22 protein-coding genes are annotated in these 20,317 nt (G+C 52.4%); 4 read left to right on the forward strand and 18 right to left on the reverse strand.

Annotation, left to right across the window (positions count from 1 at the left end; all coding sequences use genetic code 11):
* Nucleotides 1–148: 148 nt before the first annotated feature.
* On the reverse strand, nucleotides 149–1,381 hold the full coding sequence (locus ACI0FJ_RS11640) for a DUF711 family protein (RefSeq protein ID WP_424303477.1): 1,233 nt from the start codon (nucleotides 1,379–1,381) through the stop codon (nucleotides 149–151).
* Between the two features lie 341 nt (nucleotides 1,382–1,722).
* On the opposite strand from ACI0FJ_RS11640, the gene ACI0FJ_RS11645 reads away from it, so the two are divergent.
* Complete coding sequence (locus ACI0FJ_RS11645; RefSeq protein ID WP_424303480.1) at nucleotides 1,723–1,965, forward strand: GlsB/YeaQ/YmgE family stress response membrane protein; 243 nt, start codon at nucleotides 1,723–1,725, stop codon at nucleotides 1,963–1,965.
* Between the two features lie 396 nt (nucleotides 1,966–2,361).
* On the opposite strand, the gene ACI0FJ_RS11650 is transcribed toward ACI0FJ_RS11645, so the two are convergent.
* The 9 genes from ACI0FJ_RS11650 to ACI0FJ_RS11690 all read right to left on the reverse strand — a co-directional run bounded on the left by ACI0FJ_RS11650 (nucleotide 2,362) and on the right by ACI0FJ_RS11690 (nucleotide 12,242).
* The gene (locus ACI0FJ_RS11650) at nucleotides 2,362–3,516 is read right to left on the reverse strand and encodes an amidohydrolase (protein ID WP_424303482.1); all 1,155 of its coding nucleotides are present in this window, start codon (nucleotides 3,514–3,516) and stop codon (nucleotides 2,362–2,364) included.
* Nucleotides 3,517–3,963: a hypothetical protein gene (locus tag ACI0FJ_RS11655; protein ID WP_424303485.1), complete on the reverse strand. Its 447-nt coding sequence runs from the start codon at nucleotides 3,961–3,963 to the stop codon at nucleotides 3,517–3,519.
* Nucleotides 3,964–3,965: 2 nt separating this feature from the next.
* Nucleotides 3,966–4,763 (reverse strand): DUF3100 domain-containing protein, encoded by a 798-nt coding sequence (locus ACI0FJ_RS11660; RefSeq protein WP_424303488.1) that lies wholly within the window; start codon nucleotides 4,761–4,763, stop codon nucleotides 3,966–3,968.
* 223 nt (nucleotides 4,764–4,986) lie between these two features.
* Entirely contained in the window at nucleotides 4,987–6,276 is a 1,290-nt protein-coding gene (locus tag ACI0FJ_RS11665) for a hypothetical protein (protein WP_424303491.1), read from the reverse strand.
* Between the two features lie 13 nt (nucleotides 6,277–6,289).
* Nucleotides 6,290–6,682: a hypothetical protein gene (locus ACI0FJ_RS11670; protein ID WP_424303494.1), complete on the reverse strand. Its 393-nt coding sequence runs from the start codon at nucleotides 6,680–6,682 to the stop codon at nucleotides 6,290–6,292.
* Between the two features lie 35 nt (nucleotides 6,683–6,717).
* Entirely contained in the window at nucleotides 6,718–7,041 is a 324-nt protein-coding gene (locus ACI0FJ_RS11675; protein WP_424303497.1) for a hypothetical protein, read from the reverse strand.
* 187 nt (nucleotides 7,042–7,228) lie between these two features.
* A complete protein-coding gene (locus ACI0FJ_RS11680) occupies nucleotides 7,229–7,807 on the reverse strand; it encodes a GNAT family N-acetyltransferase (protein WP_424303499.1) in 579 nt (192 codons plus the stop codon).
* Between the two features lie 55 nt (nucleotides 7,808–7,862).
* Nucleotides 7,863–10,997, reverse strand: coding sequence for an efflux RND transporter permease subunit (locus ACI0FJ_RS11685; RefSeq protein ID WP_424303502.1), 3,135 nt, complete (start codon nucleotides 10,995–10,997; stop codon nucleotides 7,863–7,865).
* 3 nt (nucleotides 10,998–11,000) lie between these two features.
* A complete protein-coding gene (locus ACI0FJ_RS11690; protein WP_424303505.1) occupies nucleotides 11,001–12,242 on the reverse strand; it encodes an efflux RND transporter periplasmic adaptor subunit in 1,242 nt (413 codons plus the stop codon).
* Between the two features lie 109 nt (nucleotides 12,243–12,351).
* On the opposite strand from ACI0FJ_RS11690, the gene ACI0FJ_RS11695 reads away from it, so the two are divergent.
* On the forward strand, nucleotides 12,352–13,167 hold the full coding sequence (locus tag ACI0FJ_RS11695; RefSeq protein ID WP_424303508.1) for a MerR family transcriptional regulator: 816 nt from the start codon (nucleotides 12,352–12,354) through the stop codon (nucleotides 13,165–13,167).
* A gap of 201 nt (nucleotides 13,168–13,368) precedes the next feature.
* On the opposite strand, the gene brnA is transcribed toward ACI0FJ_RS11695, so the two are convergent.
* The 8 genes from brnA to ACI0FJ_RS11735 all read right to left on the reverse strand — a co-directional run bounded on the left by brnA (nucleotide 13,369) and on the right by ACI0FJ_RS11735 (nucleotide 17,957).
* Nucleotides 13,369–13,569, reverse strand: coding sequence for a type II toxin-antitoxin system BrnA family antitoxin (gene brnA, locus ACI0FJ_RS11700; protein ID WP_424303511.1), 201 nt, complete (start codon nucleotides 13,567–13,569; stop codon nucleotides 13,369–13,371).
* A 247-nt stretch (nucleotides 13,570–13,816) separates the two neighbouring features.
* Entirely contained in the window at nucleotides 13,817–14,188 is a 372-nt protein-coding gene (locus ACI0FJ_RS11705; protein WP_424303514.1) for a hypothetical protein, read from the reverse strand.
* Nucleotides 14,189–14,309: 121 nt separating this feature from the next.
* A complete protein-coding gene (locus ACI0FJ_RS11710) occupies nucleotides 14,310–15,341 on the reverse strand; it encodes a tyrosine-type recombinase/integrase (protein WP_424303517.1) in 1,032 nt (343 codons plus the stop codon).
* The gene (locus ACI0FJ_RS11715) at nucleotides 15,338–15,562 is read right to left on the reverse strand and encodes a DNA-binding protein (RefSeq protein ID WP_424303520.1); all 225 of its coding nucleotides are present in this window, start codon (nucleotides 15,560–15,562) and stop codon (nucleotides 15,338–15,340) included. The genes ACI0FJ_RS11710 and ACI0FJ_RS11715 overlap by 4 nt, the downstream gene beginning before the upstream one ends.
* A gap of 169 nt (nucleotides 15,563–15,731) precedes the next feature.
* A complete protein-coding gene (locus ACI0FJ_RS11720) occupies nucleotides 15,732–16,010 on the reverse strand; it encodes a hypothetical protein (RefSeq protein ID WP_424303523.1) in 279 nt (92 codons plus the stop codon).
* Nucleotides 16,011–16,069: 59 nt separating this feature from the next.
* Nucleotides 16,070–16,609 (reverse strand): hypothetical protein, encoded by a 540-nt coding sequence (locus ACI0FJ_RS11725; RefSeq protein ID WP_424303526.1) that lies wholly within the window; start codon nucleotides 16,607–16,609, stop codon nucleotides 16,070–16,072.
* 563 nt (nucleotides 16,610–17,172) lie between these two features.
* Nucleotides 17,173–17,739 (reverse strand): tyrosine-type recombinase/integrase, encoded by a 567-nt coding sequence (locus tag ACI0FJ_RS11730; protein ID WP_424303529.1) that lies wholly within the window; start codon nucleotides 17,737–17,739, stop codon nucleotides 17,173–17,175.
* Complete coding sequence (locus ACI0FJ_RS11735) at nucleotides 17,736–17,957, reverse strand: hypothetical protein (RefSeq protein WP_424303532.1); 222 nt, start codon at nucleotides 17,955–17,957, stop codon at nucleotides 17,736–17,738. The genes ACI0FJ_RS11730 and ACI0FJ_RS11735 overlap by 4 nt, the downstream gene beginning before the upstream one ends.
* A 786-nt stretch (nucleotides 17,958–18,743) precedes the next feature.
* Here ACI0FJ_RS11735 and ACI0FJ_RS11740 point away from each other — a divergent pair.
* Both ACI0FJ_RS11740 and ACI0FJ_RS11745 read left to right on the forward strand, forming a co-directional pair.
* Nucleotides 18,744–18,914: a hypothetical protein gene (locus tag ACI0FJ_RS11740; RefSeq protein ID WP_424303535.1), complete on the forward strand. Its 171-nt coding sequence runs from the start codon at nucleotides 18,744–18,746 to the stop codon at nucleotides 18,912–18,914.
* Nucleotides 18,904–20,313, forward strand: a complete 1,410-nt coding sequence (locus ACI0FJ_RS11745; RefSeq protein ID WP_424303538.1) for a DnaB-like helicase C-terminal domain-containing protein — start codon at nucleotides 18,904–18,906, stop codon at nucleotides 20,311–20,313. Before ACI0FJ_RS11740 ends, ACI0FJ_RS11745 begins: the two co-directional genes overlap by 11 nt.
* Nucleotides 20,314–20,317 lie beyond the last annotated feature (4 nt).

Here is a 20,317-nt window from a genome sequence, read left to right on the forward strand (position 1 = left end):
CCAGAGCGTTAAAGGCGTTTGGTTGCCCTAATTTGGGGCGGAGCAGTGCAGATGAATGCGTACCTGCTCGCTTTCCAAACAACGCAAGCCGTCCAACAATTCCAGCAGTTCTAACAGTTCCAACAAACAGGTATGGCGTCACCCTGATTCACGGGACGGCAAGAACCGCACAGTTACACAGGTCGTCGCTTTCAAAATTCGTTATGTCGCCAGCAGACAAGCCTGGTACGGGAAAGAGTCTGACTGTGAGGGGCTTGTTCAACCGGTAGGCCATTGTCCCCGTATCCCGCATAAGCGCCGAGATCTTCCCCTCGGGGGTATCGCCGGGAATGGGGACAGTATCGAGCCCTATACCGCACACAGCACTGTATGTGAGCAAGGAACGGATATCAAAGAGGGAGTCAATGGTTCCCTTCGCAAGACCGGTATCTTCGGTAACGGCGAGCATCAGCCCTGAAAAGCCTACCAAATCGACACCTTCAACGGACTTAAAAACACGGGTCAGGAGAGATGAAGCCTCAACTGTGCCTGCGGCCCCAAAATATTCCACTCCCATTTGCTCATACACTGCAACCATGCTCGCACAGTTTTTTGAAGGAGCAGCCGAACTATCAAAACCCGAGAAGGTGAATGAATATTCATCCCCTGCCTTTCTGACAATGTCATGGACATTCGACACGTGATGCTGAAGGGCTATGCTCATGACATCATAATAGCCCTTGAATCGGGCATTGTGATCGAGAGAGGCTGCTCCCTGATTAAAGTCTTCAAGAACCTTGACCAGCAGATCCGGTGTTTCGAGCCCTATGACAAAGCAGTCCCCCAATTCCTTTTTATGATAACTTGCCGGAAAGTAGGGTATAAGCGGCTTGCAATTGAAATTGACTGTAAAATTGAAGTTCCCTTCCCCCCTCGGGGTAAGCTCGCTTATCTTCAATACGGCTTTGGATGATAACCGTATCAACTCGTTATCTAGTATGCCATGCTCATCAAGCTCCACATTGACACACGCATTACACAAGTCGCCGAACTCTTTTATCAAATCCGGAAGTATCTCTATCTCTTTTTTTGTTTTGGCTTCCCCTATGGCAAACCGCAGCCGAACGCCTGACGAAGCGGTTGTACGCAACAACCGACTGAGATAATCCAAATCGGCTTTTGCCCCCTCAAGGCTTTCCGTGTTGAGGTATTCTCCAAATGGATTTGTGACGATCCTGACAGACTGCACCAGATAGCCATTGTTCTTCAGCTCCTCGGTCAAGGAAGCGCAAAACCGAGAGGCCCTGAAAATGGCGTCCTTCCAGGTTTCCTTTTCCTCACTCAGAGACAAAAAAGTCGTTATCGTCCTTACTCTGCAAAGCTCTTTATTTTTGTACGACACAACAAATCAATCCTTTCAAATTAAATGGAGCAAAACGTTTGCCATTGACTTTGCTGCGAGTAACACAACAGGGAACAACACCCAAGCCATACCCCGGTAAAAACGGGGGGAAGGTTGACAGCCTGTACTTCAATATCTTGCCGGGCTAACCGTTTCTTAAACCAATCCAACAGCCCGAAGCCGAACGAGACTATGGTCGTCCGGCTTCGGGTTCATAGAACACGTCCAATGTTCCCAGGACAATTCCGTAATCGCCCATCGAGTTTATTTATAGTGTTATTTTTTGTTATGCATGCTACTATAAAAATAAATGAAATTATTTTTAATCTCAGGGGGATTTCATGGTTGGTCTATTGGGGTTCGTATTGGTAGGACTGGTTGCAGGCTGGCTGGCCGGGATGCTTATGAAAGGGAGATTCGGCATCATCGGAGATATCGTCGTCGGTATTCTTGGGGCGGTGATAGGCGGATACGTTTTCGAGTTTCTTGGGATCAGCTCCGGCGGACTGCTCGGGGCAATCGTCACTGCAACAGTGGGCGCGGTGATTCTTATTTTTATCTTGCGACTGTTCAGAAGAGTTTGATTGTTGTGCCCCACGGCACCCGAGGTTCCAGCCCCAACTGCCCTCCATACCCGTTTTCGAAACAAGCTTAGCTGTTCCGCGCATCCTTGCCGCGCCCTGCCCGTCGGAGGACTCAAAGCCCCGGCTGCTCGTGGGGAAGGCGTGTACCTTTTCCGGATTCCAGACCATCTTTGCCCGGCCCACAATATCCGCCCGATAATCCAGTCCGTAAGATGCACCTTCCCCATGGCGGATGGTGTGTGAAGGCCCCCCTTGTACAATTCTTTCAGGGAATCCATTCCTGCTCCGGGTGGCCGCGGGTGAATCAGAATGAGACAGCCCCGCCACCGCGGATTGCGGGACGGGGCTGTCTTGCTGGCTGGGTTTGGGGGGTATCCCCAAGGATGACTGGCAGCCTTATGCCTGCTGCATGACCTCGTTGAGAAGCTCCACGAAAAAGGAGGCTCCCACCAGGGTGACCTGGTCGTTGAAGTCGTATTTGCTGTTGTGAATCACGGGCGAATCAGTGCCGTTGCCGATCCACACAAAGCAGCTCTTGGTGTGCTCCGTATAAAAAGCGTAGTCCTCGCTGCCCATGGCCGGGAGTTCGTCCGTAAGCACGTTTTCCTCGCCCACCACCCGTGCGGCGGCCCGTATGGCCGGTTCGGGCAAGGAATTTGTCAGTACCGGATGCTTCCGGTGATAGACAAAATTCGCCTGCACCCCGTAGGTGGCGGCCACGCCCTGGGCCAGCTGCCCCAGGGACTCCTCGATGAGGTCCTGGACCCCGCCTTCCGTTGTGCGCACGTTGCCACGCAGGACAACCTCGTCCGGAATGATGTTGTACGCGCTGCCGCCATGCACCTGGGTGGTGCTGATGACCGCTTTGTCGTGGGCCGAGACCTTGCGCGCAATGATCGTCTGCGCCCCTTTGATGAAGTCGGCCACAGCCGCGAAAGGCTCCACGCAGAGGTGCGGCACCGAGGCGTGACCGCTCTTGCCGCGGATGGTCAGGTCGAAACGATCCTCGGAGGCCATGCAGGAACCGCGACTGATCACGATCTGGTCCGTTGCGTAGCCCGGCCAGTTGTGCAGGCCGAACATGCAGTCGATGGTGTACTTGTCGAACAGGCCGTCCTCGATGACCTTGAGCGCGCCGCCGAATCCTTCCTCCCCGGATTGAAAGAGCAGGAGCACGGTGCCGTCGAAATCGCGGTGGTCGGCCAGGTACTGGGCAAAGGCCAGCATCGTTGTGGTGTGGCCGTCGTGGCCGCAGGCATGCATGCGCCCTGCGGTCCCGGACTGGTAGGGCAGCCCGGTTTCCTCGTTTATCTCCAGGGCGTCCATGTCTCCGCGGAAGGCCACGGTCTTGCCCGGCCCCCGGCCTTGGACCTTGGCCAGCAGGGAATTGACGCCGATGTCCTCGTAACCGATACCGAAGCTGTCCAGCTTGGCCTTCACAAAGGACACGGTCTGGACTGTTTCCAGTCCGATCTCCGGACAGGCATGCAGATGCCTGCGGATATCTTGCAGCTCCTCGAAACGGGCTGCGATTTCAGGATTCAGAGGCATTTAGATCTCTCCAAGGTATTTGAGCACGACCTGGGCGATGCCGGCAGAAGCGACATACGTCCCGACCATGACGAACAGGCTGACCACCACGATGCGCCAGCCGCTCTGCTTCAGGGCGGGCAGATCCTTGCCGATGCTGACGCCAGCATAAGCCAGGATGGGGGTGGTCAAAGCCAGAAAATTCACCTTGGACACCCAGGTGGCAACGGTCTCGCTTCCAGGCACACCAGGCATGGTGACGATCATGCCGAAGGTGATAACGTAAAGGACTGCCGGAAGCTTGTACACATACTGGCTGGTCAAAATGCCTGCCAGACAGATGCCCAGGAGCACGGCCATGCCGGGCAGGGCTTCGATGAAGCCGAAGCCGTAGCCGATGCGGTTGCCCACCAGGGTGATGACGGCCACGATCAGCAGGACGAGGGCGGATTCGATTATCTTATTCATTATTACGCCTCCTGCGCGGTGCCGAACTTGATGCGGTACACGATTTTATAGAGCTTGTTGGCCATGGGCAGGGCAATGAACATGGACATGTACACGCCGTCCAGGCCGGACAGGGTGTTGGAAGCAACGCCAAAGGCCTGAATCTTGCCCGCCATTTCCGGGTAGATGGCAGAGAGGCTGCCTACCGCGGCGGTCATCATGCTGGCCGAGCCCACGCCGGAGGCCATGGCCAGGGCATAGGGGTGGAACCAGTTCAGGAGACTCAGGAAAGATGCGGCCAGACCGAAAAAGATGGTGCCGAAGACCGTGCCGCAGATGTACACGCCCATGACGCCGCGTCCCTCAGGGGAGTCCAGGCCGTAGATGTCACCGATCAGGGCGACGTTGGGCTCGCGGGCAATGGAGTGGGCCGCGCCCACGGACTCGCGCTTCAGCCCCAGGAACACGGCCACGGGGATGCCGATGATCAGAGTGCCGATGTTGCCGAATTCCTGCAAAAGAAGAGCCGGCCCGGCATGGAGAATCTCGAAGAACTTCGGCCCTACCAGGGTACCGTAACGGGCCATGAGCAGCATGAGGGTCAGGCAGATCAGAGAGCTTGCATGCTCCATGTCCTTGTCCTTGACCACCTTCAGAAATTTGGGGCCCAGAAAAGTGCCGATGAAGACGGCGTAGAGCATGGGCAGCAGGACCAGCTTGCCGGGTCCGATGTTGAATTTGAGAATGCCAACCAGCTCGGAGGCAACCACCAATACGAGCACGAGCAGGTGGATCTTCACGTTTTTGATTGCATCTAACATGTTGTTTTTCCCTAGTGTTGAAATGAGTGCGCTTGATGAAGCGCCGCCGCACTTGTCGTGGCGGAACCGCTCTACCAGAACGCGCCTTGGCTTTTCCTCTTCCCTCTTCGGCTCTTGCTTCAACTCTCTCCGCTCTGCCCTCCCCTTGTCTGTAGCAACTATGATGCTGTCATTTGGGGCGCGTCATACATATGCCCGCAACCGGACATGTCGTTTCCTCGGCCTAAATATTGATCTGGACGAGATTTTTCGGACGCCCGACCGTGTAGGAATTTTCCTTGCCCACCAGTATGGCGTGGCCGCTGTCCAAAAATTTCTTGAGCACGCGCCGGGCGCTACGCTCACCTATCCCCAGGCATGCCGCCAGTTCCGCGGAATCGAAGGTGTTTTTGCCTGTCTTGTCCATTATGGCCCGGATACGGTCCACGTAGGTCGGCGTAACCCCGACCTCGTTGGCGATACGCAGCAGGGTGTCGTCGCCAATGCGGGTGCGGTACCGGAGCTCGTCCTCTTCTCCCAAAGGACCGCGAATCTGATCGTCATGGACCAGAAACATCCCGCCATGGTCCCGTTCGAGACTGTGGGCAATCGCGGTCTGGGCGGCTTTTTCCGCCTCAAAGGCCGTGACTCCTATGCCGATGCCCGAGCAGACATTGATGTTGTTCCTGCGTCCCCAGGCTATCAGGGAGCCGAACAAATCCAGATGCACCGGGCTTTCGATGACACCGCGGGTGGCAAAAATAACGTATTCGTGTTTGCCCAGGGTGAAGATGCTGCCCTGGATGGCGCGGACATATTCGAGGAGTTCCAAAAAGAAACGGCCTTCATCCTTCATGCGGTCGTACTGGTTGACCGGATTCGCCTCTTTGCGGAACAGGCGGACGATCTGGATGGCGATGCCCGCCGAGCGCAGTCCCCTGGCCGCAATGGCGCCGAGCAGATGTTCCACAGTGTCGCGGACCTGCAGGGAACTGGGGAGCATGCGGAACACGGGATAGCCCAGGCCGACCAGTTCCTGGTAGACCGAGCCGAAACCGCAAATGGCCAGATCCACCTTGTTGGTTTCCAGGAGTTCGCGGTGCCACTCCAGGAACTCCCGCTCGGTGTGCTCGGTGGTGAAGGGCATGGAGTACACCTGGCCAAAAGGGATGCCGAACTCGCGGATGACCTCGGAAATAACCTGCTGGGTAACGACGTCGACGCTGATGCGGTCAAAGGAGAGGCCGCGGCGCTGTATTTCGGAAAAGGCACGGATAAGGCTGTAGGCACCGCGTTCTATCTGGGTGTATGGCTTTGTCAGAACGCCCCCGGCCTTGGCCGCCGCCTGGACGCCGACACCGGAGAAGAGCAGACCGTCGCATTCGCTCTGGCTCTGCTCCAGAACTTCGTGGACATCCTCGGTGCGCTCCCGAACGTAGGTATTGAAGGGCACGTCGGGAAAGAACCGTTTCATCGATTCCCGCATGATTTCCATGGAGTCGGACGGACCGACAAGGGCAAGTCTTTTTTGCATCAGTTTCCAGTAGCTATGCAGATTTATTTACGAACATGTCCGTAACGCGCCAATTACGGTCATGTCCAAAAGCTGTCCCTAATTGTTTTTCCCATGCCATTGAAAGGAAAGCCGTGTCAATGGCCGCTCGCAAAATCGGAAAGGCTGAAATGCGGCTTGGCTGCCCGAAACGTAGCATGCGGCTCCACTTTGCCAGCCTACGTAAACCACACCATGCAGCCACCAATCGGACAATATCCCTCAGGCTGCCTGATACCCCATCCAGCTGATACCATTGCATATTTCTATATCCCATAAAAAAGGCCTGGAAGAAAAATCTTCCAAGCCTTTGAAACTCATGACTCAGCCAGGGAAAATCAACCTCACAGCCCCTTGAAAACCATGCCCAAACAATGGGTAAGAGCATTCATTTTTCCCGACTTATTCAGGGAGCTGCAACCATTACGAGGAATACACCTTGGACTGAATCTTCGATGCTTCCTTTTCCAGTTCAGCCACTTGATTTTTAAGCTTTTTCATCCCCGCTTCCTTTGAGGGATCGTTCGCTGCCGCCTGGGTCGCCTCATCCAGTTTCGCCTTTTTCGATTTGACCTCGGTCTTTTTCTTTTGCAGCTCGTTCTTGAGGTCGGCGACGTTCACACTGCCGGCGGCATGCCCATTGACGGGACTCTTTCCGGATTTGGCTTTCCCATCGGGCAAATCTTTGCCGGAGGCGTCCGTTTGCAACGCCGTGGATTTCCGACGCCCTTCCTCGGATATTTCCACGGTATCCCCCTGGGCAACCGCACTCTCTTTTGCCGCGTCCGTCTTTACATCCAGGCCTGTGCGCTGATTCTTTTGCATCCCTTCAACATTTGCTTTTTGCGTACCGAAAGTCCCAATGTTCATAACAACTCCTTGTGTTGTATGTTTTCACTGCGTCGACCTCATCAGCCGCTTACGAAGCATCTCATCACCAACTCTCAGGTTGCCCGGAAAACCGTGCATTGCTCTTGCCACGCAGTTCCCACTCTCTTTTCAACATGGCGTAAACAAAGGTATTTTCGTATTTCAGTGTACCGTCAGGATTGCTTGTAAACGTTACGAATTCCATGAAAAGTGCCTCCCGACGCATACCGAGGCGTTCACAGAGCTTTTGGGAACGGAAATTGTCCTCTTCCACGTATCCATAAATCCGCCTTGCTCCCCTGCTGGTGAAAAGGAAATCGAGGAACCCCCTTGCCGCTTCGCTGGCATATCCCTTTCCCTCGTACTGCTCGTTGAGAATCCATCCCACGCCATACGTGTCCGGTTCCTCTTTGATGGCGAACACCTCTCCGATGATGGCGTCCGTTGCCTTCAGGCAAACGGCAAAATGCAATTCCTCCCTGCTTTTGCGTGCAACACCGTCAGCGGCCTCCGCCAGCGTACCGACCTGTTCCATAAGGAAACAATTCACACGGGGAGAGGAAAAGTAGGCAAACAGCCCCGAGGCATCCTTGGTCTTGAAGTTCCGTATGCGCAGCCTTTCCGTTTCAACTTTTATCGCCATGTATCCCCTCCCTTCCGGCAACTGATTCTCTGCATCCGCGAGATATTATTTCGCCTTATGCGGTGGGAACCTTTGGTGATGCCGGGGGCTGTTCATGTTCCTTTTTTCGTCCGAAAAACCGCGTCACCAAAACGAAAAACAGCGGTGTGTAGTAAACGCCCAGTCCGGTTGCCGTGAGCATGCCCGCCATGACAGCCGTTCCCAGAGCGTTTTGCGCACCGGAACCGGCACCGCTGCTGACGGCCAAAGGCACAACACCGAGAATGAAGCACAACGAGGTCATAAGCACGGGGCGCAAGCGGAGACGCGAAGCTTCCACAGTGGCTGTGAGCAGATCTTTTCCCCCATCATGCAAAGCTCTTGCGAATTCCACTATCAGGATGGAGTTCTTGGCGGACAGGCCTACGATGGTGAGCAGGGCTATCTGAAAATAGATGTCGTTGTGCATGCCGCGAAGGGACACACCACCCAACGCGCCGATGACACCGGTGGGAACCGCCATGAGCACCGCCAGCGGAATCGTCCAGCTTTCGTACAACGCCGCAAGGCTCAGAAAGACGACAATGATGGAAATGGCGTACAGAAGCGGGGCCTGATTGGAAGCCATGCGCTGCTGGTACGAAAGGCCCGTCCATGCAGAGTCAAAGCCGGAAGGCAGCTTGGCTGCACTTTCTTCCATTTCCATCATCGCCTGTCCGGAACTTTTCCCCTGAGCCGCGCTGCCTTCGATTTTCACGGATGGGATTCCCTGGTAGCGCGTCAGGCTGGGAGAGGAGAGAGTGGACTGCACAGTAAGAAAGCTGGTGAACGGAACCATTTCGCCTTTGGCGTTGCGCAGATAAAACCGTCTGAAGTCGTCCATACCGGTCCGAAACGACGGTTCAGCCTGAAAATACACCTTTTTCGTTCTGCCCCGGTCTGAAAAATCGTTGATATACTCCCCCGCCCAGTACGCACTGATCGCGTTATTGATCTTCCCCCTGGAAAGACCGTAGGCGCCTGCCATGGCATTGTTGATCTTGAGGTCATACTGCTCGGCGTCGTCCATTCCGGCGTACCGGGCGTAGGAGACGGAGGGCTGTTTGGCGGCGTCTTCCAACAGGGTATCCTTGGCCTTGAACAGCGCCGCGTGGCCGCTCCCACCGCGGTCCATCAGCTCCATTTCAAAGCCTGAGGACGTACCAAGCTCCATGGCTGCCGGTGGCGCCATGACCACGATTTCAGCCCCGCTGATGGACGAGAAGCGGGCAGAAGCTCGCTCCATAACGTCAAAGGCGCTTTGCCCCCGGCCCCGTTCGCTCCAATCTTTCAGCAAGGGAAGCACCATGGCCGAATTCTGGCCGGAGCCGCTGAATCCCCAGCCGACGACCGACATGACGCTTTGGATGGCGTCTTTTTCCTCGGTACGAAAATACGCGTCGATTTCCTTGGCTATTTTTTCCGTGCGCTCCTGTGAAGCACCGGGCGGGAGCTGCACATCCACATACAGGATTCCCTGGTCTTCGTCGGGCAAAAAGGCATGCGGCAGGCGCAAGAACAACACCGCGCACATCGCGACCACCAATACCATTGTGGTCGCCCAGGTTTTGGGCCGTTTCACCATGCCGCCCACCTGGAGGGCATACCGCCTGGTGAGCCTGTCGAACCAGCGATTGAATCTGCCGAGCAATCCTGTTTCCGCCCTGTTCCCCTTTGCGGCCAGGATGGTGGCGCACAAGGCCGGTGTAAGCACGATGGCAACGACAACGGAAAGCACCATGGAGGCAACGATTGTAATGGAAAATTGTCTGAAGATGGCGCCGGTCGAGCCGGACATGAAGGCCATGGGGATGAACACGGCGGAAATAACCACGGCAACGCCGACAAGCGCCCCGGTTATCTGGCGCATTGATTTAAGCGCGGCTTCCTTGGCGGGGAGCTTTTCCTCGCGCATCAGGCGTTCCACGTTTTCCACCACAACAATGGCATCATCGACCAACAGGCCGATAGCCAGAACCATCCCGAACATGGTCAGCGTATTGATGGAAAATCCGGCCGCCGAAAGCACCGCGAACACGCCGAGCAGAACGACCGGAACGGCGATGGCGGAGATAAGCGTGACGCGGAAGCTTTGCAAAAACAAAAACATTACCGCCACAACCAAGGCTATGGCCTCAAAAAGAGTGCGCACCACTGAATGGATGGATTTTTCCACAATGGGAGCCTTGTCGTCGGCATAGGCGAAAGTGAGCCCCGGCGGAAAGAAAGCGGCAAGCGCTTTCAATTCGGTTTTGATGGCCTGGGTGGTCTCCAGGACGTTGGCCCCGGAGGAAAGTTTGAAGGCCAATCCCGTTCCCGGGTGGCCGTTAAAGAACGTGCCGCCAGTGGCGCTTTCTTCATTCAACTCGATGCGGGCAACGTCCTTGAGCTGAAGAACGGACCCGTTTTCTTCCACGCGCAGGAGTATCTGCTCAAACTCCTCCACCGTCTCAAGGCTGGATGAGGCATTGATGGCAATGTTGATTTCCTGGCCGGGTTCGGCCGGCGCTTCGCCCACCTGCCCGCCTGCGACCTGGGCGTTTTGTTCGCGGACGGCGGTCAGGACATCCTGGGGATTCAGTCCGTACTGGCGCATTTTGTCGGGATCGCACCAGATGCGCATTGCATTCTGGGAACCATAGAGCGTGACGGCCCCCACGCCCTGAATCCGGCTTAACGGATCCACCAGGGAACTCGCCACAAAGTCGCTGATGTCGCTGGACCGCATTGTGTCGCGCGCATCATAAAACGCAACGGTCATAAAGGAATTCTCTACGGCCTTGTATACCTGAACCCCTTGCCGCTGGACCGCTTCCGGAAGCAGGGACATGGCCTGCTGCAGCTTGTTCTGCACCTGCACCTGCGCCGTATCTATATCCGTTCCGGCCGCGAAAGTGAGATTGATTTCCGAACCGCTGGAAGAGCCGCTGGAGGAACTCATGTGCAGCAGGTTGTCCAGCCCCTTGAGCTGCTGCTCGATAACCTGCGTTACGCTCTGGTCCACTATGGCCGCGGACGCGCCTGGATACTGCGCGGAAACAGATATCTGCGGCAGGGCTATGTCCGGATAATGGGCCACCGGAAGCCGACTCAGGGCAAGCGCCCCGGCCAGCATGATGACGATGGCGATAACCCATGCAAAAACAGGCCGATTGATGAAGAACGCTGCCATGAGTTACCGCCCCTTCCTTTCAGGAGCCATGGCCACGGCTGCGGCCGGGGCGTTCCGCGCGGGGACGCCTTTGACAAGTTCGCCGGGAACCGCCTTCTGAAATCCCTCCACAATCAGAATGTCACCGCCATGCAGGCCGGAACCGACCAACCAGCGGTTGCCGGACTCGCGTTCAAGCCGCACATCGCGCCGTTCAACCCGGAAAAGTCCGTCTCCGGCACCATCACCGCGCAAGACAAAGACAGTGTGCCCGCCGGTGTTGTTCGCAAACGCAACGCCCTGCGGAATCAGCACCGCGTTTTCCACCGCGCCTTCCTCAATGATTGCCTTCACATACATACCCGGCAAAAGCAGCCCGTCCGGGTTGTTGAACACGGCCCGCAACATGTGGCTTCCCGTGCTTTGCCCGACGGATATATCCGAAAACATCAGATCACCCAGTATCCAGTCAGGTTCTCCGCCCGTCTGCTCCCGTGGTATTGCCGTGTACGGCGAGCCGTCTTCAAGGGTGAGACGAACCTTGGTTGCGCTGCCGTTGGGAGCCAACCGGCCCTGGGCCATGGCGCGACGCAATCGAATGGTATCCGTGCTGGATTGCGTTATATCCACATAGACGTGATCCGTCTGTTGGATGACGGCAAGAACGGCAGGCTGATTCGCCGTAACCAAAGTGCCGACAGTTACGGAAGAGGCCCCGATGCGCCCTGACACCGGCGCTTTGATTTCCGTGTAGGCAAGATTGATGGCAGCGGCTTTCAATTCTGCTTCAGCCCTGGCGACACGGGCCCGGGCCTGGCCGAGCCTGGAAATGGTGTTGTCCAGTTCCTGGCGGCTCAGGGCGTTTTGGGAGATCAAAAGCCTTTGGCGTTTTTCCAGCAGGGCGACGGCCGTCACATTGGCCTGCGCCTCCAACAGGGATGCCCTGGCCGTGGCATAGGCGGCCTTGTAAACATCAGGATCGATACGGTACAGGAGCTGCCCTTTTTCCACATCCGCGCCTTCCTCAAACAGGCGCTCGAGGATGATGCCGTCCACCCGGGGCCTGACTTCCGCCGTTACAAGCGCGGAAACCCGCCCCGGCAATGTGCTGGTCAGAGTGAGTTTTTCTTCGCAGACCACGGAGTACAACACCTCGCTGGGCATGGACTTGGGCTGCTTCGGAGTATCGCAGCCCGCCACAAGCAAAAAACAACAAAGCGGCACAACCAGCCGCCATCCACGTTTCTTCCCAATCCCCAAAAACATTCAAAACACCTCTATATTATCCGGCACTGGCAGATTCCGGCTTGCTGTTTTCTTCACTATACGAGATGCTAAAGTATACAGTAACTTTAGAGTCAATAATAAAATAACTATGGAAAAACGACTGCTTACGACTGGAGAGTTCGCAAAACTATGCGGAATACCAAAGGGTACGCTGCTCTTTTACGACAAGGAAGGACTGCTGAAACCAAAGCACGTCTCCGAGAACGGCTATCGGCGTTACGCAATAGAGCAGTATTTTGAGTTCGACCTGCTCTCGATGCTCAAGGAAGTCGGCAGCTCGCTGAAAGAAATCAAAACGCATCTGCGCCAGATGGACGGCGAAGCGTTCTTGTCCTTTCTCGAAGAAAAGCAGGCTGCCGCCCAGAGGGAGCTGAACAGGCTGAAACAGCGGACGCTTGTGCTGGGGGATATGGCGGAATGTCTGCGCGAAGCCTTGAATTTCGACTATGACGCATTGATCGTGGAACAGCAGGAAGAAGAACGTCTGGAGGTGATGCCCACCGGGGCAACCCCGTCCGAATCACAGTGGGAACTTGTGATGCGTTTTGCCGAGTACAACGATGCCTATAAAAAACAGGAGCAAAAGCCCCGTTCTCCGTTCGGCTTTATTCTCGCCCTGGATGACGTGCGCCGTGGCAACCACCTTGAGCGCTATTCCTTCCACCGGGCAAGGCGCACAACGCCGCGTTCCCGGCTTCACGTAAAGCCTGCAGGAACGTACGCCACCCTGGCTCATAACGGCACGGAAGAAACGCATCGGCAGGCCTTGGCCGGAATGCCGGGAGAAATTGTTTCCGCCGGCATGACCATAAAGAGCGACATCTATGTTTACGACATGATGAGCTATGTCATTAAGGAAACCGGGGACTGCTACGCACTGAAGTATTGTGTTCTGGTGGAATAGCCCGCCTGGAATTTCCCCTCCAGGGATTTCACCCCACGACCTCCTGAATGCCATTCAACGGCACACTGTGTAATCGTTTGGAATACTTATTGTTTTTAGCGAGGAATATACATCGAGGGTATATTTGCGGACAAAAGGTATATTTTTTGTATATTCCTGGGAGGTATAGAAGTGGTATACCAGCCTCCCAGTTGCCCTACTCTACAGGGCCATTTTGTTCTCGGACCGGAGACAATCGGATATCCAGACCTTGACCAAAGCCTGCCTGGAAATACCGAGCCTCCGAGCCTTCTCGTCCATCTCCTTGACCATCCAAACCGGGAAATCAACGTTCACTCGCTTGATCTCACGGTCAAAGGTTTCGGATTCGGCACTTCTGTCGAAGTTGTCCTTGGACTTCATAACCCACCTCGCTAATTTTCATAGAACGGACGGACATAGACAAGCCATGCCCTCGCCAGAATTCCCATGACGGTATCCTCTGGATTGGACGATGGCTAGGACTTTGCCTGTATACACTGATATTCTTGATGAAATGGTATACTTTTTATATCAAAAGTACACTCTTTGGCTTCGAAAACAAAAAGGCAGGCTAAGGAATTACCCTTGCCTGCCCTATGGTTGGTTACGACGGTTCTAATGTATGGGATTACTTGGCATCCACAATTTCACGGATGCTCGCGAGCTTCTTTTGATTGGACTTGAGACGTTGGTATAAATTCCAAACCAGATCATCCAATTCTTCAATGAACTGGTCACGTTCTGCCTGAGCAGCTCCATCCAACTTTTTTAACCGATTGGCAATCATGCGCTTAACGCCCATAGCACTACGCTCGTCGCCTTCCGCTGCGGCATTGTAAATTTCCCAATAGCCATATTTAGGGAAATCCTCTTCCATGACTTTTGAAATGTTTTTGCCCTCACCAACAAGTTGCCGAATTCTCTTCACATCTTTAACAGGGATACTCACAGGACTTTCCTCGCTCAATGGTTCATTTGAAATATGATGAAGGTCTCCCATATACGTTCTTCCCCTGTTTTAAGGCAAGTATAAGTTCGGCATTTCAAGAGGATACTTTAAATCCGAAAAAGAAAAGACCAGCTTTCACTGGTCTTCTTGAAAATCAAATTTATGAGGCTAGTTACAGTAGCTCAGGCTTCACCTCGATTGCCCGGCGTCTCTCATCGTTGGTCTCGTGGTAGTAGGTATTCATGATCATCCTCAACGAGGTATGGCCGAGCATGTTGGCGACTGCTTTGGCGTCAGCACCCTTGGCGAGAGTTTCTGATGTGAACAGGTGCCTTATCGTATACATGCACACGGACTTGTCCAAGCCAACACGCTTCTTTGACGAGTTGAAGGCTGACTTGACACTCTTGATACGTCTGCCTCGGAATTCAATGAGGTAATCGGTCTGTGCCTCGGCGTACTTTGCTTTCAGCCGCTCCTTGAAGCCATCGTTGATGGGAATAACTCTGTCGCTGGCATGAGTTTTTGTGCCTCGGATACGAATTTCATTGTCATGCCAGTTGACGTCTTTCCACATCAGACCGAACAACTCACTCGGTCCCGGTCGTGCGCCAAGTGACCACATGACATCAAAGGTCCATTGAAGATGAGGCGGCGACACATCGTACAGCTTACGGAAATCTGAGAGGCTGAAATAGTCCAAGTTCCTTGACTGTTCCGGCTGCTTCATCTCAGCCCACCATTTCTTCATGGGATTCTTGTCGATGTAGTCCATCCTCACACCAAAATTGAAAATGATGTTGAGATAGTCCATGTAGCGATTCTGTGTGGACACTGCCTTGCCGTCATAAAGCATATGGACCTTTTCAAAGTCCTTGGGGTTGAGCTGCATAATTGACTTCTCAGCAAGTATGGGCAGCCATTCCTTGTTCAACTTGTCGCCGATAAGGCTCAGGTAGCTTTTGTCGCGCTTCTTGCGCTTCTCATGGTTGATATAGAGTTGGGCCAACTCATCGAGATGCATATCCGACTTATTGACCGGGAGCTTCTTGATCTTGGCCTTGCGGACTTCAAGGTCGCGGAGCTTTGCGGCTTTCTTCCCCTCTGTCCCTTTACCGAAGTATTCCTTAACGGGACTCTTCTTGCCTGCGACACGGTACTGACAGTACCAGACGCCCGTCGTTTTGATCTGCCCGACGCTCATATCTCCACCGGGGTGAACCCCGTCCTCCTGCGTACCGGAGCGGCGACAAAGCTTGTGGGCGACTCCATGAAATCATCGAGGTCGGAGACCTTGTAGCGGTTCCTGTTCGGACCGTACTTCGGCAACTCATACTCCTTGATGAGATTGGAGAAGCTCCTCGCGCTATTGTATCCGCAATAGACGGCAGCGTTCTTGAGATTGAGGTATTCGGGGCGAATCATGGATCGTCTCGTCTAGTCCTTGGTCGTTATCCCTTCCGGTTGTTCCGGGGAGTAAATGAAAACTTCAATTCGGTCATAATCGTTCTGTTCGGGTGTCACTTTGTTAAGTTTTGTCCATGTTTCAGCTATTTATATTGATGAGTTAGGTCTGTACACTGACCTGTAGACACTACTCATCGTCACTATTCGTAGCTGTTGTGAGTCGTTCCTGCGTCTCCTTCGCGCGTGTCTCTTTAAAATACCGATCAAGCACCTTTTCGGTATTGTTCCAGTCGTTGCAATAATCGACCTTCTTTGGGGCTGGCAGCAGCTTTGACACGTAGCGAACTCGTTGCATTCTCGGTTGCTTTGGAGTGTCTTCAACATCTTCGAAAGATTCCTCTCCGAAGAGAAATTTGACCGCACTGATAGATTCGGCCTTTTGCTGGCCGTTCTTATTCTTAGCCATGGTTGGAATTCCTCTGTGGAGGCCGATGCCGAAATGACACCGGCCTCCACGAATTAGGTTTAGAGGTCGGCTAGTTTAGCCATAATCTCGGCTTCTTCTGCATCGACTTCTACTTGAGACTTAGCGGGTTCAGCTTCGATAGAATCGGGCTGTTCGGTTATTGGATCAGGTTCACGAGAACCTGATTCAACTTGAGAAGTTTCCCCATCGTGACCGAGGGGGGCGGCAAAGGTAAAGCCGTCAGTCTGGTCGTCTAGAATCTTCAGCTCAACACGCTCTCTGATGAACGGGAAGTTATAATCTCCCACCATCTTGAGATGACACGCTTTGGTAGCAGAATTGTCCTGAGTCAAAGAGCGCACTGTGTCGGACTCTTCATGAGACTGAACTCTCTTGAACCCTACGGCTGTGATGTCGTCAGAGAAAACGATTTTGATTCGATCTCCCTTCTCCCAGCCACGCGAATGCATGTAGAAAGATGAAAAGTAGAACAGTCTGCATGCTGAGCCACCCTTTCTTGGAGTGTAGCTCCTGTAGGAGACATTATAGTTATAGCCATGATTGCGAGCGTCCTTGCGGACAGGGTTGGAATACTTCATGAGTATTTCCTCCTATTAGTAAGACAATTAATAAAATTGCGGGCCCGCAAACTCAGTTTATTTGAAAGTTGCTGTTGCCATTTGCGAGGGTGACTAGTCGGTGCATTTGGCGAAGCAATTTTTCACTTGGTTTTCCAACTATTTTCTCATGGGTTCTGGAAAATGTGAACTTCGTCGAAAAACTTTTTGTGTTACCCTCAAAGTATTGCGCTGATATTATTGAAAATAAAATTCTCTTTTTTTTGAAGAATGCTGAAGGAGGGAAGAGGTATGTGTAGCTTTGCAGGTGAGATATTCAAGCAAGTAAATACGACAACATATTGAGTTAACTTGTTTTTTTTCAATAAGTGTTCAAAAGAATCAAATATGAACATTAACAGACGTATTTAAGCAAATAGCACCTAAAAATGCGCACCTTTCGAGAACCTATTGATTCACGACGACTTCAGGCTGGACCGATTTCCACTCTCCAAAGGTAAAACCATAGGACACCGCGCCGAGTTCCTTGATGGGTTCGTGAGAGGTTTTGAGAAAGGACGTGTAACGAATAAGGGGGAGGAAGATTAAATGTCGTGCATCATGATCTCTTCGACTTCGGATGGCTGGATACCGATGTACCGCATGGTCACGGCTGGGTTGGAATGATTGTATCGTCTACAGAGAATCTCAAAACCCACACCGAAATGGACTCGTTGGATGTAGCCGAAGGTCTTCCTTAACGTCCGGCCACCGTAATTGCCATTGAGATTGATAGAGCGTGCCCATGACTGAACCAATCGACCTACCGTAGCCAATGTCAGTGGCTTTCGAGACTTCCTTGATGCGAACAAGTAGTCGTCTTCATGTCTGAATCGTACGTCCATAAAAAGTCTTAAAGCACGACTTATTTCCTTATTAAGAATGAGGAAATTCCGTTTTCCTGTCTTGGATTCGATGATCTCGATTGCATCTCCGACCTGCTTGCCCTGAAAGTGGTGGACTTGAAATCGAAGCAAGTCTCCAAGCCGTATTCCACTATTGATCCCCATGACGAAAAGCAGATGGTCACGAGGATTGGACTTGGTCAGTTGCTTGATTGCCTTGATAGCGTCGAGACTCTTGATGGGGTCTTTCGTCATGGATGTAGTCATTGGTTGTCCTCCATAACGGTAGAAACCAATCGTTGCTTCCAGTTGTCGTAATCGTCAGTAGCGACAACCTGTAGTTCGTCCCTGTAGTGAAGACTCAATGACCCATCGAAATCGAAGTGAACTAAGATCAAGCTGCCATTGATGCTGACGATTCGACCGAATTGATATTGATCCGAATTGACGGTTGAAAGGATTCGAACCGGATCGTTGGTTTCCATGCCCTATGTCCTTGAATGTAAAGTTACTGTTATTACAGATATATAAAGTTGACATAAGGCTGTACACACAAAAGAGTGTTTTATCCTAAGTGTTTATCGTCACTACCAATGTCGAGTTTGCGTCAACACTTGGCAATGAGTTGACGTTGTTCAGGTTGCTGAAATGGATACTTGTGACAACCTTCATTTCGTTCAATTTCACCAATGCTTGTCATGTCGTCGCACTGTCAGTGCGACGACTGACAACGAGCAGTGTGCTGCTCGACGATGGCTGAATAATCAGCTTGTAATGGTTGATTTATCTACTTGAGTCAGGCGCAGCCTGACCTACTAGCTGTAGCTGTCAGCATGACAGCGGCAGCTAGTAGATATTGGTTGATTGGGAAGGATGTTTTTATGTGTGAAGAAGGCGGCTCGAAGAGACGGCTTCTTCACACTGTATTATACAATTTATTATTGTATTATTTAAGTGAGTTCAAAAAACAAAGCAGGAGGTTTTCAATTTGATGGTAACTTGGTCATTTTGACAAATTTATGGACAAAAAAATGGACAAACAATACCATAACATACTGTTTTGATTGTAAAACAATTAAAAAACTATTCCCCGTGTCAAAAATAATGACCCCAACCAAAACTCAGCGTGTTTACCTTTGCCCCCCAGCTTCCGTAGATTGAAAAAATGAAAAAAAATCAAAAGTGATCGGTTTTCACTTTTGATAAATTTTCATAAATATATCGAGGAGATACTCTCGTCTCCTCGGAACAATCTAACGTTTGGAGGACACATGTCTGAACAAGCTTCGACCTTTAAGAACATAGGTATCGATGAACAACTGCACAAACAAATGAAAGCACTGGCTGCTATACGAGGAATCAGCCTGAGAGACTTGTACGACACGGTCATTCGAGACTTTGTTTCGACAGGCATGAACAAGGCGGCAAACGATGACCAATAGCTACGACCTGGACAAGATCATTCCACTTATAATCGGCTATTGTGAAATCGATGAGGCCCATGCTGCTACCATGTTCGACAATTTCACTCCTCAGCACTTTCCTGAAAATGCAGAGCATATCTTCAGAATATATAAGGAGCATTTCCTTACAACTGGTAACCTACCAAGTAGGAGCATGCTCAACACGCTGAAGTTAAGTAGAAAGGCACGTCAATTAACCGAGGCATTCGTCAAAGTTTTAGATGAATTCGATTTTGAGTCTTACCCAGCCAAAGAAGTGCGTAGGCTAAGCCGAGCTTTCCTGAAGCAACAACGAGGTCTCGAAATGAAGGCCAAGTTACAAGTGGCATTTGAACTAGATGAGCAAGGTCTGCTGAATCCAGAGGAAATCGAAGCAGCTTATGAGAATATTCGAGACACTGTTTCCAAGCGTCTTCCATTCAGTGAAGAGCTGGTCACCGACTTTGAAAGCGACCTACCGGGTTTGCTCAGGGAAGTGCTGTCACCGGAGAGCAGAAAAGTCGTCAAGACCGGATTCCCAACAATAGACGACGCCCTTGCCGGGGGCTTGAGTGAAAGCACGCTCACACTGCTTGCCTCAAGGACGCATGGCGGCAAGACCACGACCATGCTCAACATGGCTTTCAGGCAAGTAGAGAACGGGCATAACGTTCTCTTTATCTCATTAGAGGATACGAAAAAGTACCTCTATTACAAGTACCTTGCCCTGAGAAGCGACATCCCCATAAGCGTCATCAACGATCTCAAACCCAAAAACAAGATGCAGCACATCAACAAGTTCCTAGACCGAAATAAACACGACGAAACTCAACGCGGCAAACTCATTGTCCTCGACTTGGGTGAACAGGAATTCAGGATTTCCGACATGAGGGAAGTGGTCATGGATTATCTGGAGAAAAGCATTGATGTTGTCTACCTGGACTACCTCGGCAAGCTCACGGCACCGGCTGGAATGAACAAAAGCACCATATACGAAAAAGGGAAAGCCTATGCCGCAGGCCTGCGCCGACTTTCCCTTGAGACAAACATCCCTATTGTCACGGCCTGCCAGACAACGAAAGAGAGCCTGAATAAGTCGATCGTCGATCTAGACTTGGATTGTGTCAGCGAGTCCTCGGCAATCACCCACACGGCAGATGTCATCGGGATACTGTCCGGATCCAAAGACGAATTCAAGATGTACGAGAATGAGCGATTCATCAAATTCGTCAAAAACAGGCTGTCGTGCCACGTCGATGAAGTCATGAGCCTCTATTGGGATTCAAAAACGCTCAAGATTTTCGACGAATCTGAAAGAACGGCATGGGAACGATACGGGGAACTCACTGGTGACGACCGAGAAATCTTCGATGAAAAAGCACCCGGCCGCGCAGCATAAGGGA

This window comes from Desulfovibrio sp. 7SRBS1, from assembly GCF_049723905.1.
Lineage (GTDB): Bacteria > Desulfobacterota > Desulfovibrionia > Desulfovibrionales > Desulfovibrionaceae.

Bases quoted from the DNA above. Each gene is read 5' to 3' on its own strand.
- ACI0FJ_RS11685 (WP_424303502.1), bottom strand. From the start codon at position 10,997: ATGGCAGCGTTCTTCATCAATCGGCCTGTTTTTGCATGGGTTATCGCC.
- ACI0FJ_RS11710 (WP_424303517.1), bottom strand. From the start codon at position 15,341: ATGAGCGTCGGGCAGATCAAAACGACGGGCGTCTGGTACTGTCAGTAC.
- ACI0FJ_RS11655 (WP_424303485.1), bottom strand. From the start codon at position 3,963: ATGAATAAGATAATCGAATCCGCCCTCGTCCTGCTGATCGTGGCCGTC.
- ACI0FJ_RS11690 (WP_424303505.1), bottom strand. From the start codon at position 12,242: ATGTTTTTGGGGATTGGGAAGAAACGTGGATGGCGGCTGGTTGTGCCG.
- ACI0FJ_RS11660 (WP_424303488.1), bottom strand. From the start codon at position 4,763: ATGTTAGATGCAATCAAAAACGTGAAGATCCACCTGCTCGTGCTCGTA.
- ACI0FJ_RS11645 (WP_424303480.1), top strand. From the start codon at position 1,723: ATGGTTGGTCTATTGGGGTTCGTATTGGTAGGACTGGTTGCAGGCTGG.
- ACI0FJ_RS11650 (WP_424303482.1), bottom strand. From the start codon at position 3,516: ATGCCTCTGAATCCTGAAATCGCAGCCCGTTTCGAGGAGCTGCAAGAT.
- ACI0FJ_RS11670 (WP_424303494.1), bottom strand. From the start codon at position 6,682: ATGCTCTTACCCATTGTTTGGGCATGGTTTTCAAGGGGCTGTGAGGTT.
- ACI0FJ_RS11720 (WP_424303523.1), bottom strand. From the start codon at position 16,010: ATGGCTAAGAATAAGAACGGCCAGCAAAAGGCCGAATCTATCAGTGCG.
- ACI0FJ_RS11695 (WP_424303508.1), top strand. From the start codon at position 12,352: ATGGAAAAACGACTGCTTACGACTGGAGAGTTCGCAAAACTATGCGGA.
- brnA (WP_424303511.1), bottom strand. From the start codon at position 13,569: ATGAAGTCCAAGGACAACTTCGACAGAAGTGCCGAATCCGAAACCTTT.
- ACI0FJ_RS11705 (WP_424303514.1), bottom strand. From the start codon at position 14,188: ATGGGAGACCTTCATCATATTTCAAATGAACCATTGAGCGAGGAAAGT.
- ACI0FJ_RS11665 (WP_424303491.1), bottom strand. From the start codon at position 6,276: ATGCAAAAAAGACTTGCCCTTGTCGGTCCGTCCGACTCCATGGAAATC.
- ACI0FJ_RS11735 (WP_424303532.1), bottom strand. From the start codon at position 17,957: ATGGAAACCAACGATCCGGTTCGAATCCTTTCAACCGTCAATTCGGAT.
- ACI0FJ_RS11730 (WP_424303529.1), bottom strand. From the start codon at position 17,739: ATGACTACATCCATGACGAAAGACCCCATCAAGAGTCTCGACGCTATC.
- ACI0FJ_RS11740 (WP_424303535.1), top strand. From the start codon at position 18,744: ATGTCTGAACAAGCTTCGACCTTTAAGAACATAGGTATCGATGAACAA.
- ACI0FJ_RS11680 (WP_424303499.1), bottom strand. From the start codon at position 7,807: ATGGCGATAAAAGTTGAAACGGAAAGGCTGCGCATACGGAACTTCAAG.
- ACI0FJ_RS11745 (WP_424303538.1), top strand. From the start codon at position 18,904: ATGACCAATAGCTACGACCTGGACAAGATCATTCCACTTATAATCGGC.
- ACI0FJ_RS11725 (WP_424303526.1), bottom strand. From the start codon at position 16,609: ATGAAGTATTCCAACCCTGTCCGCAAGGACGCTCGCAATCATGGCTAT.
- ACI0FJ_RS11715 (WP_424303520.1), bottom strand. From the start codon at position 15,562: ATGATTCGCCCCGAATACCTCAATCTCAAGAACGCTGCCGTCTATTGC.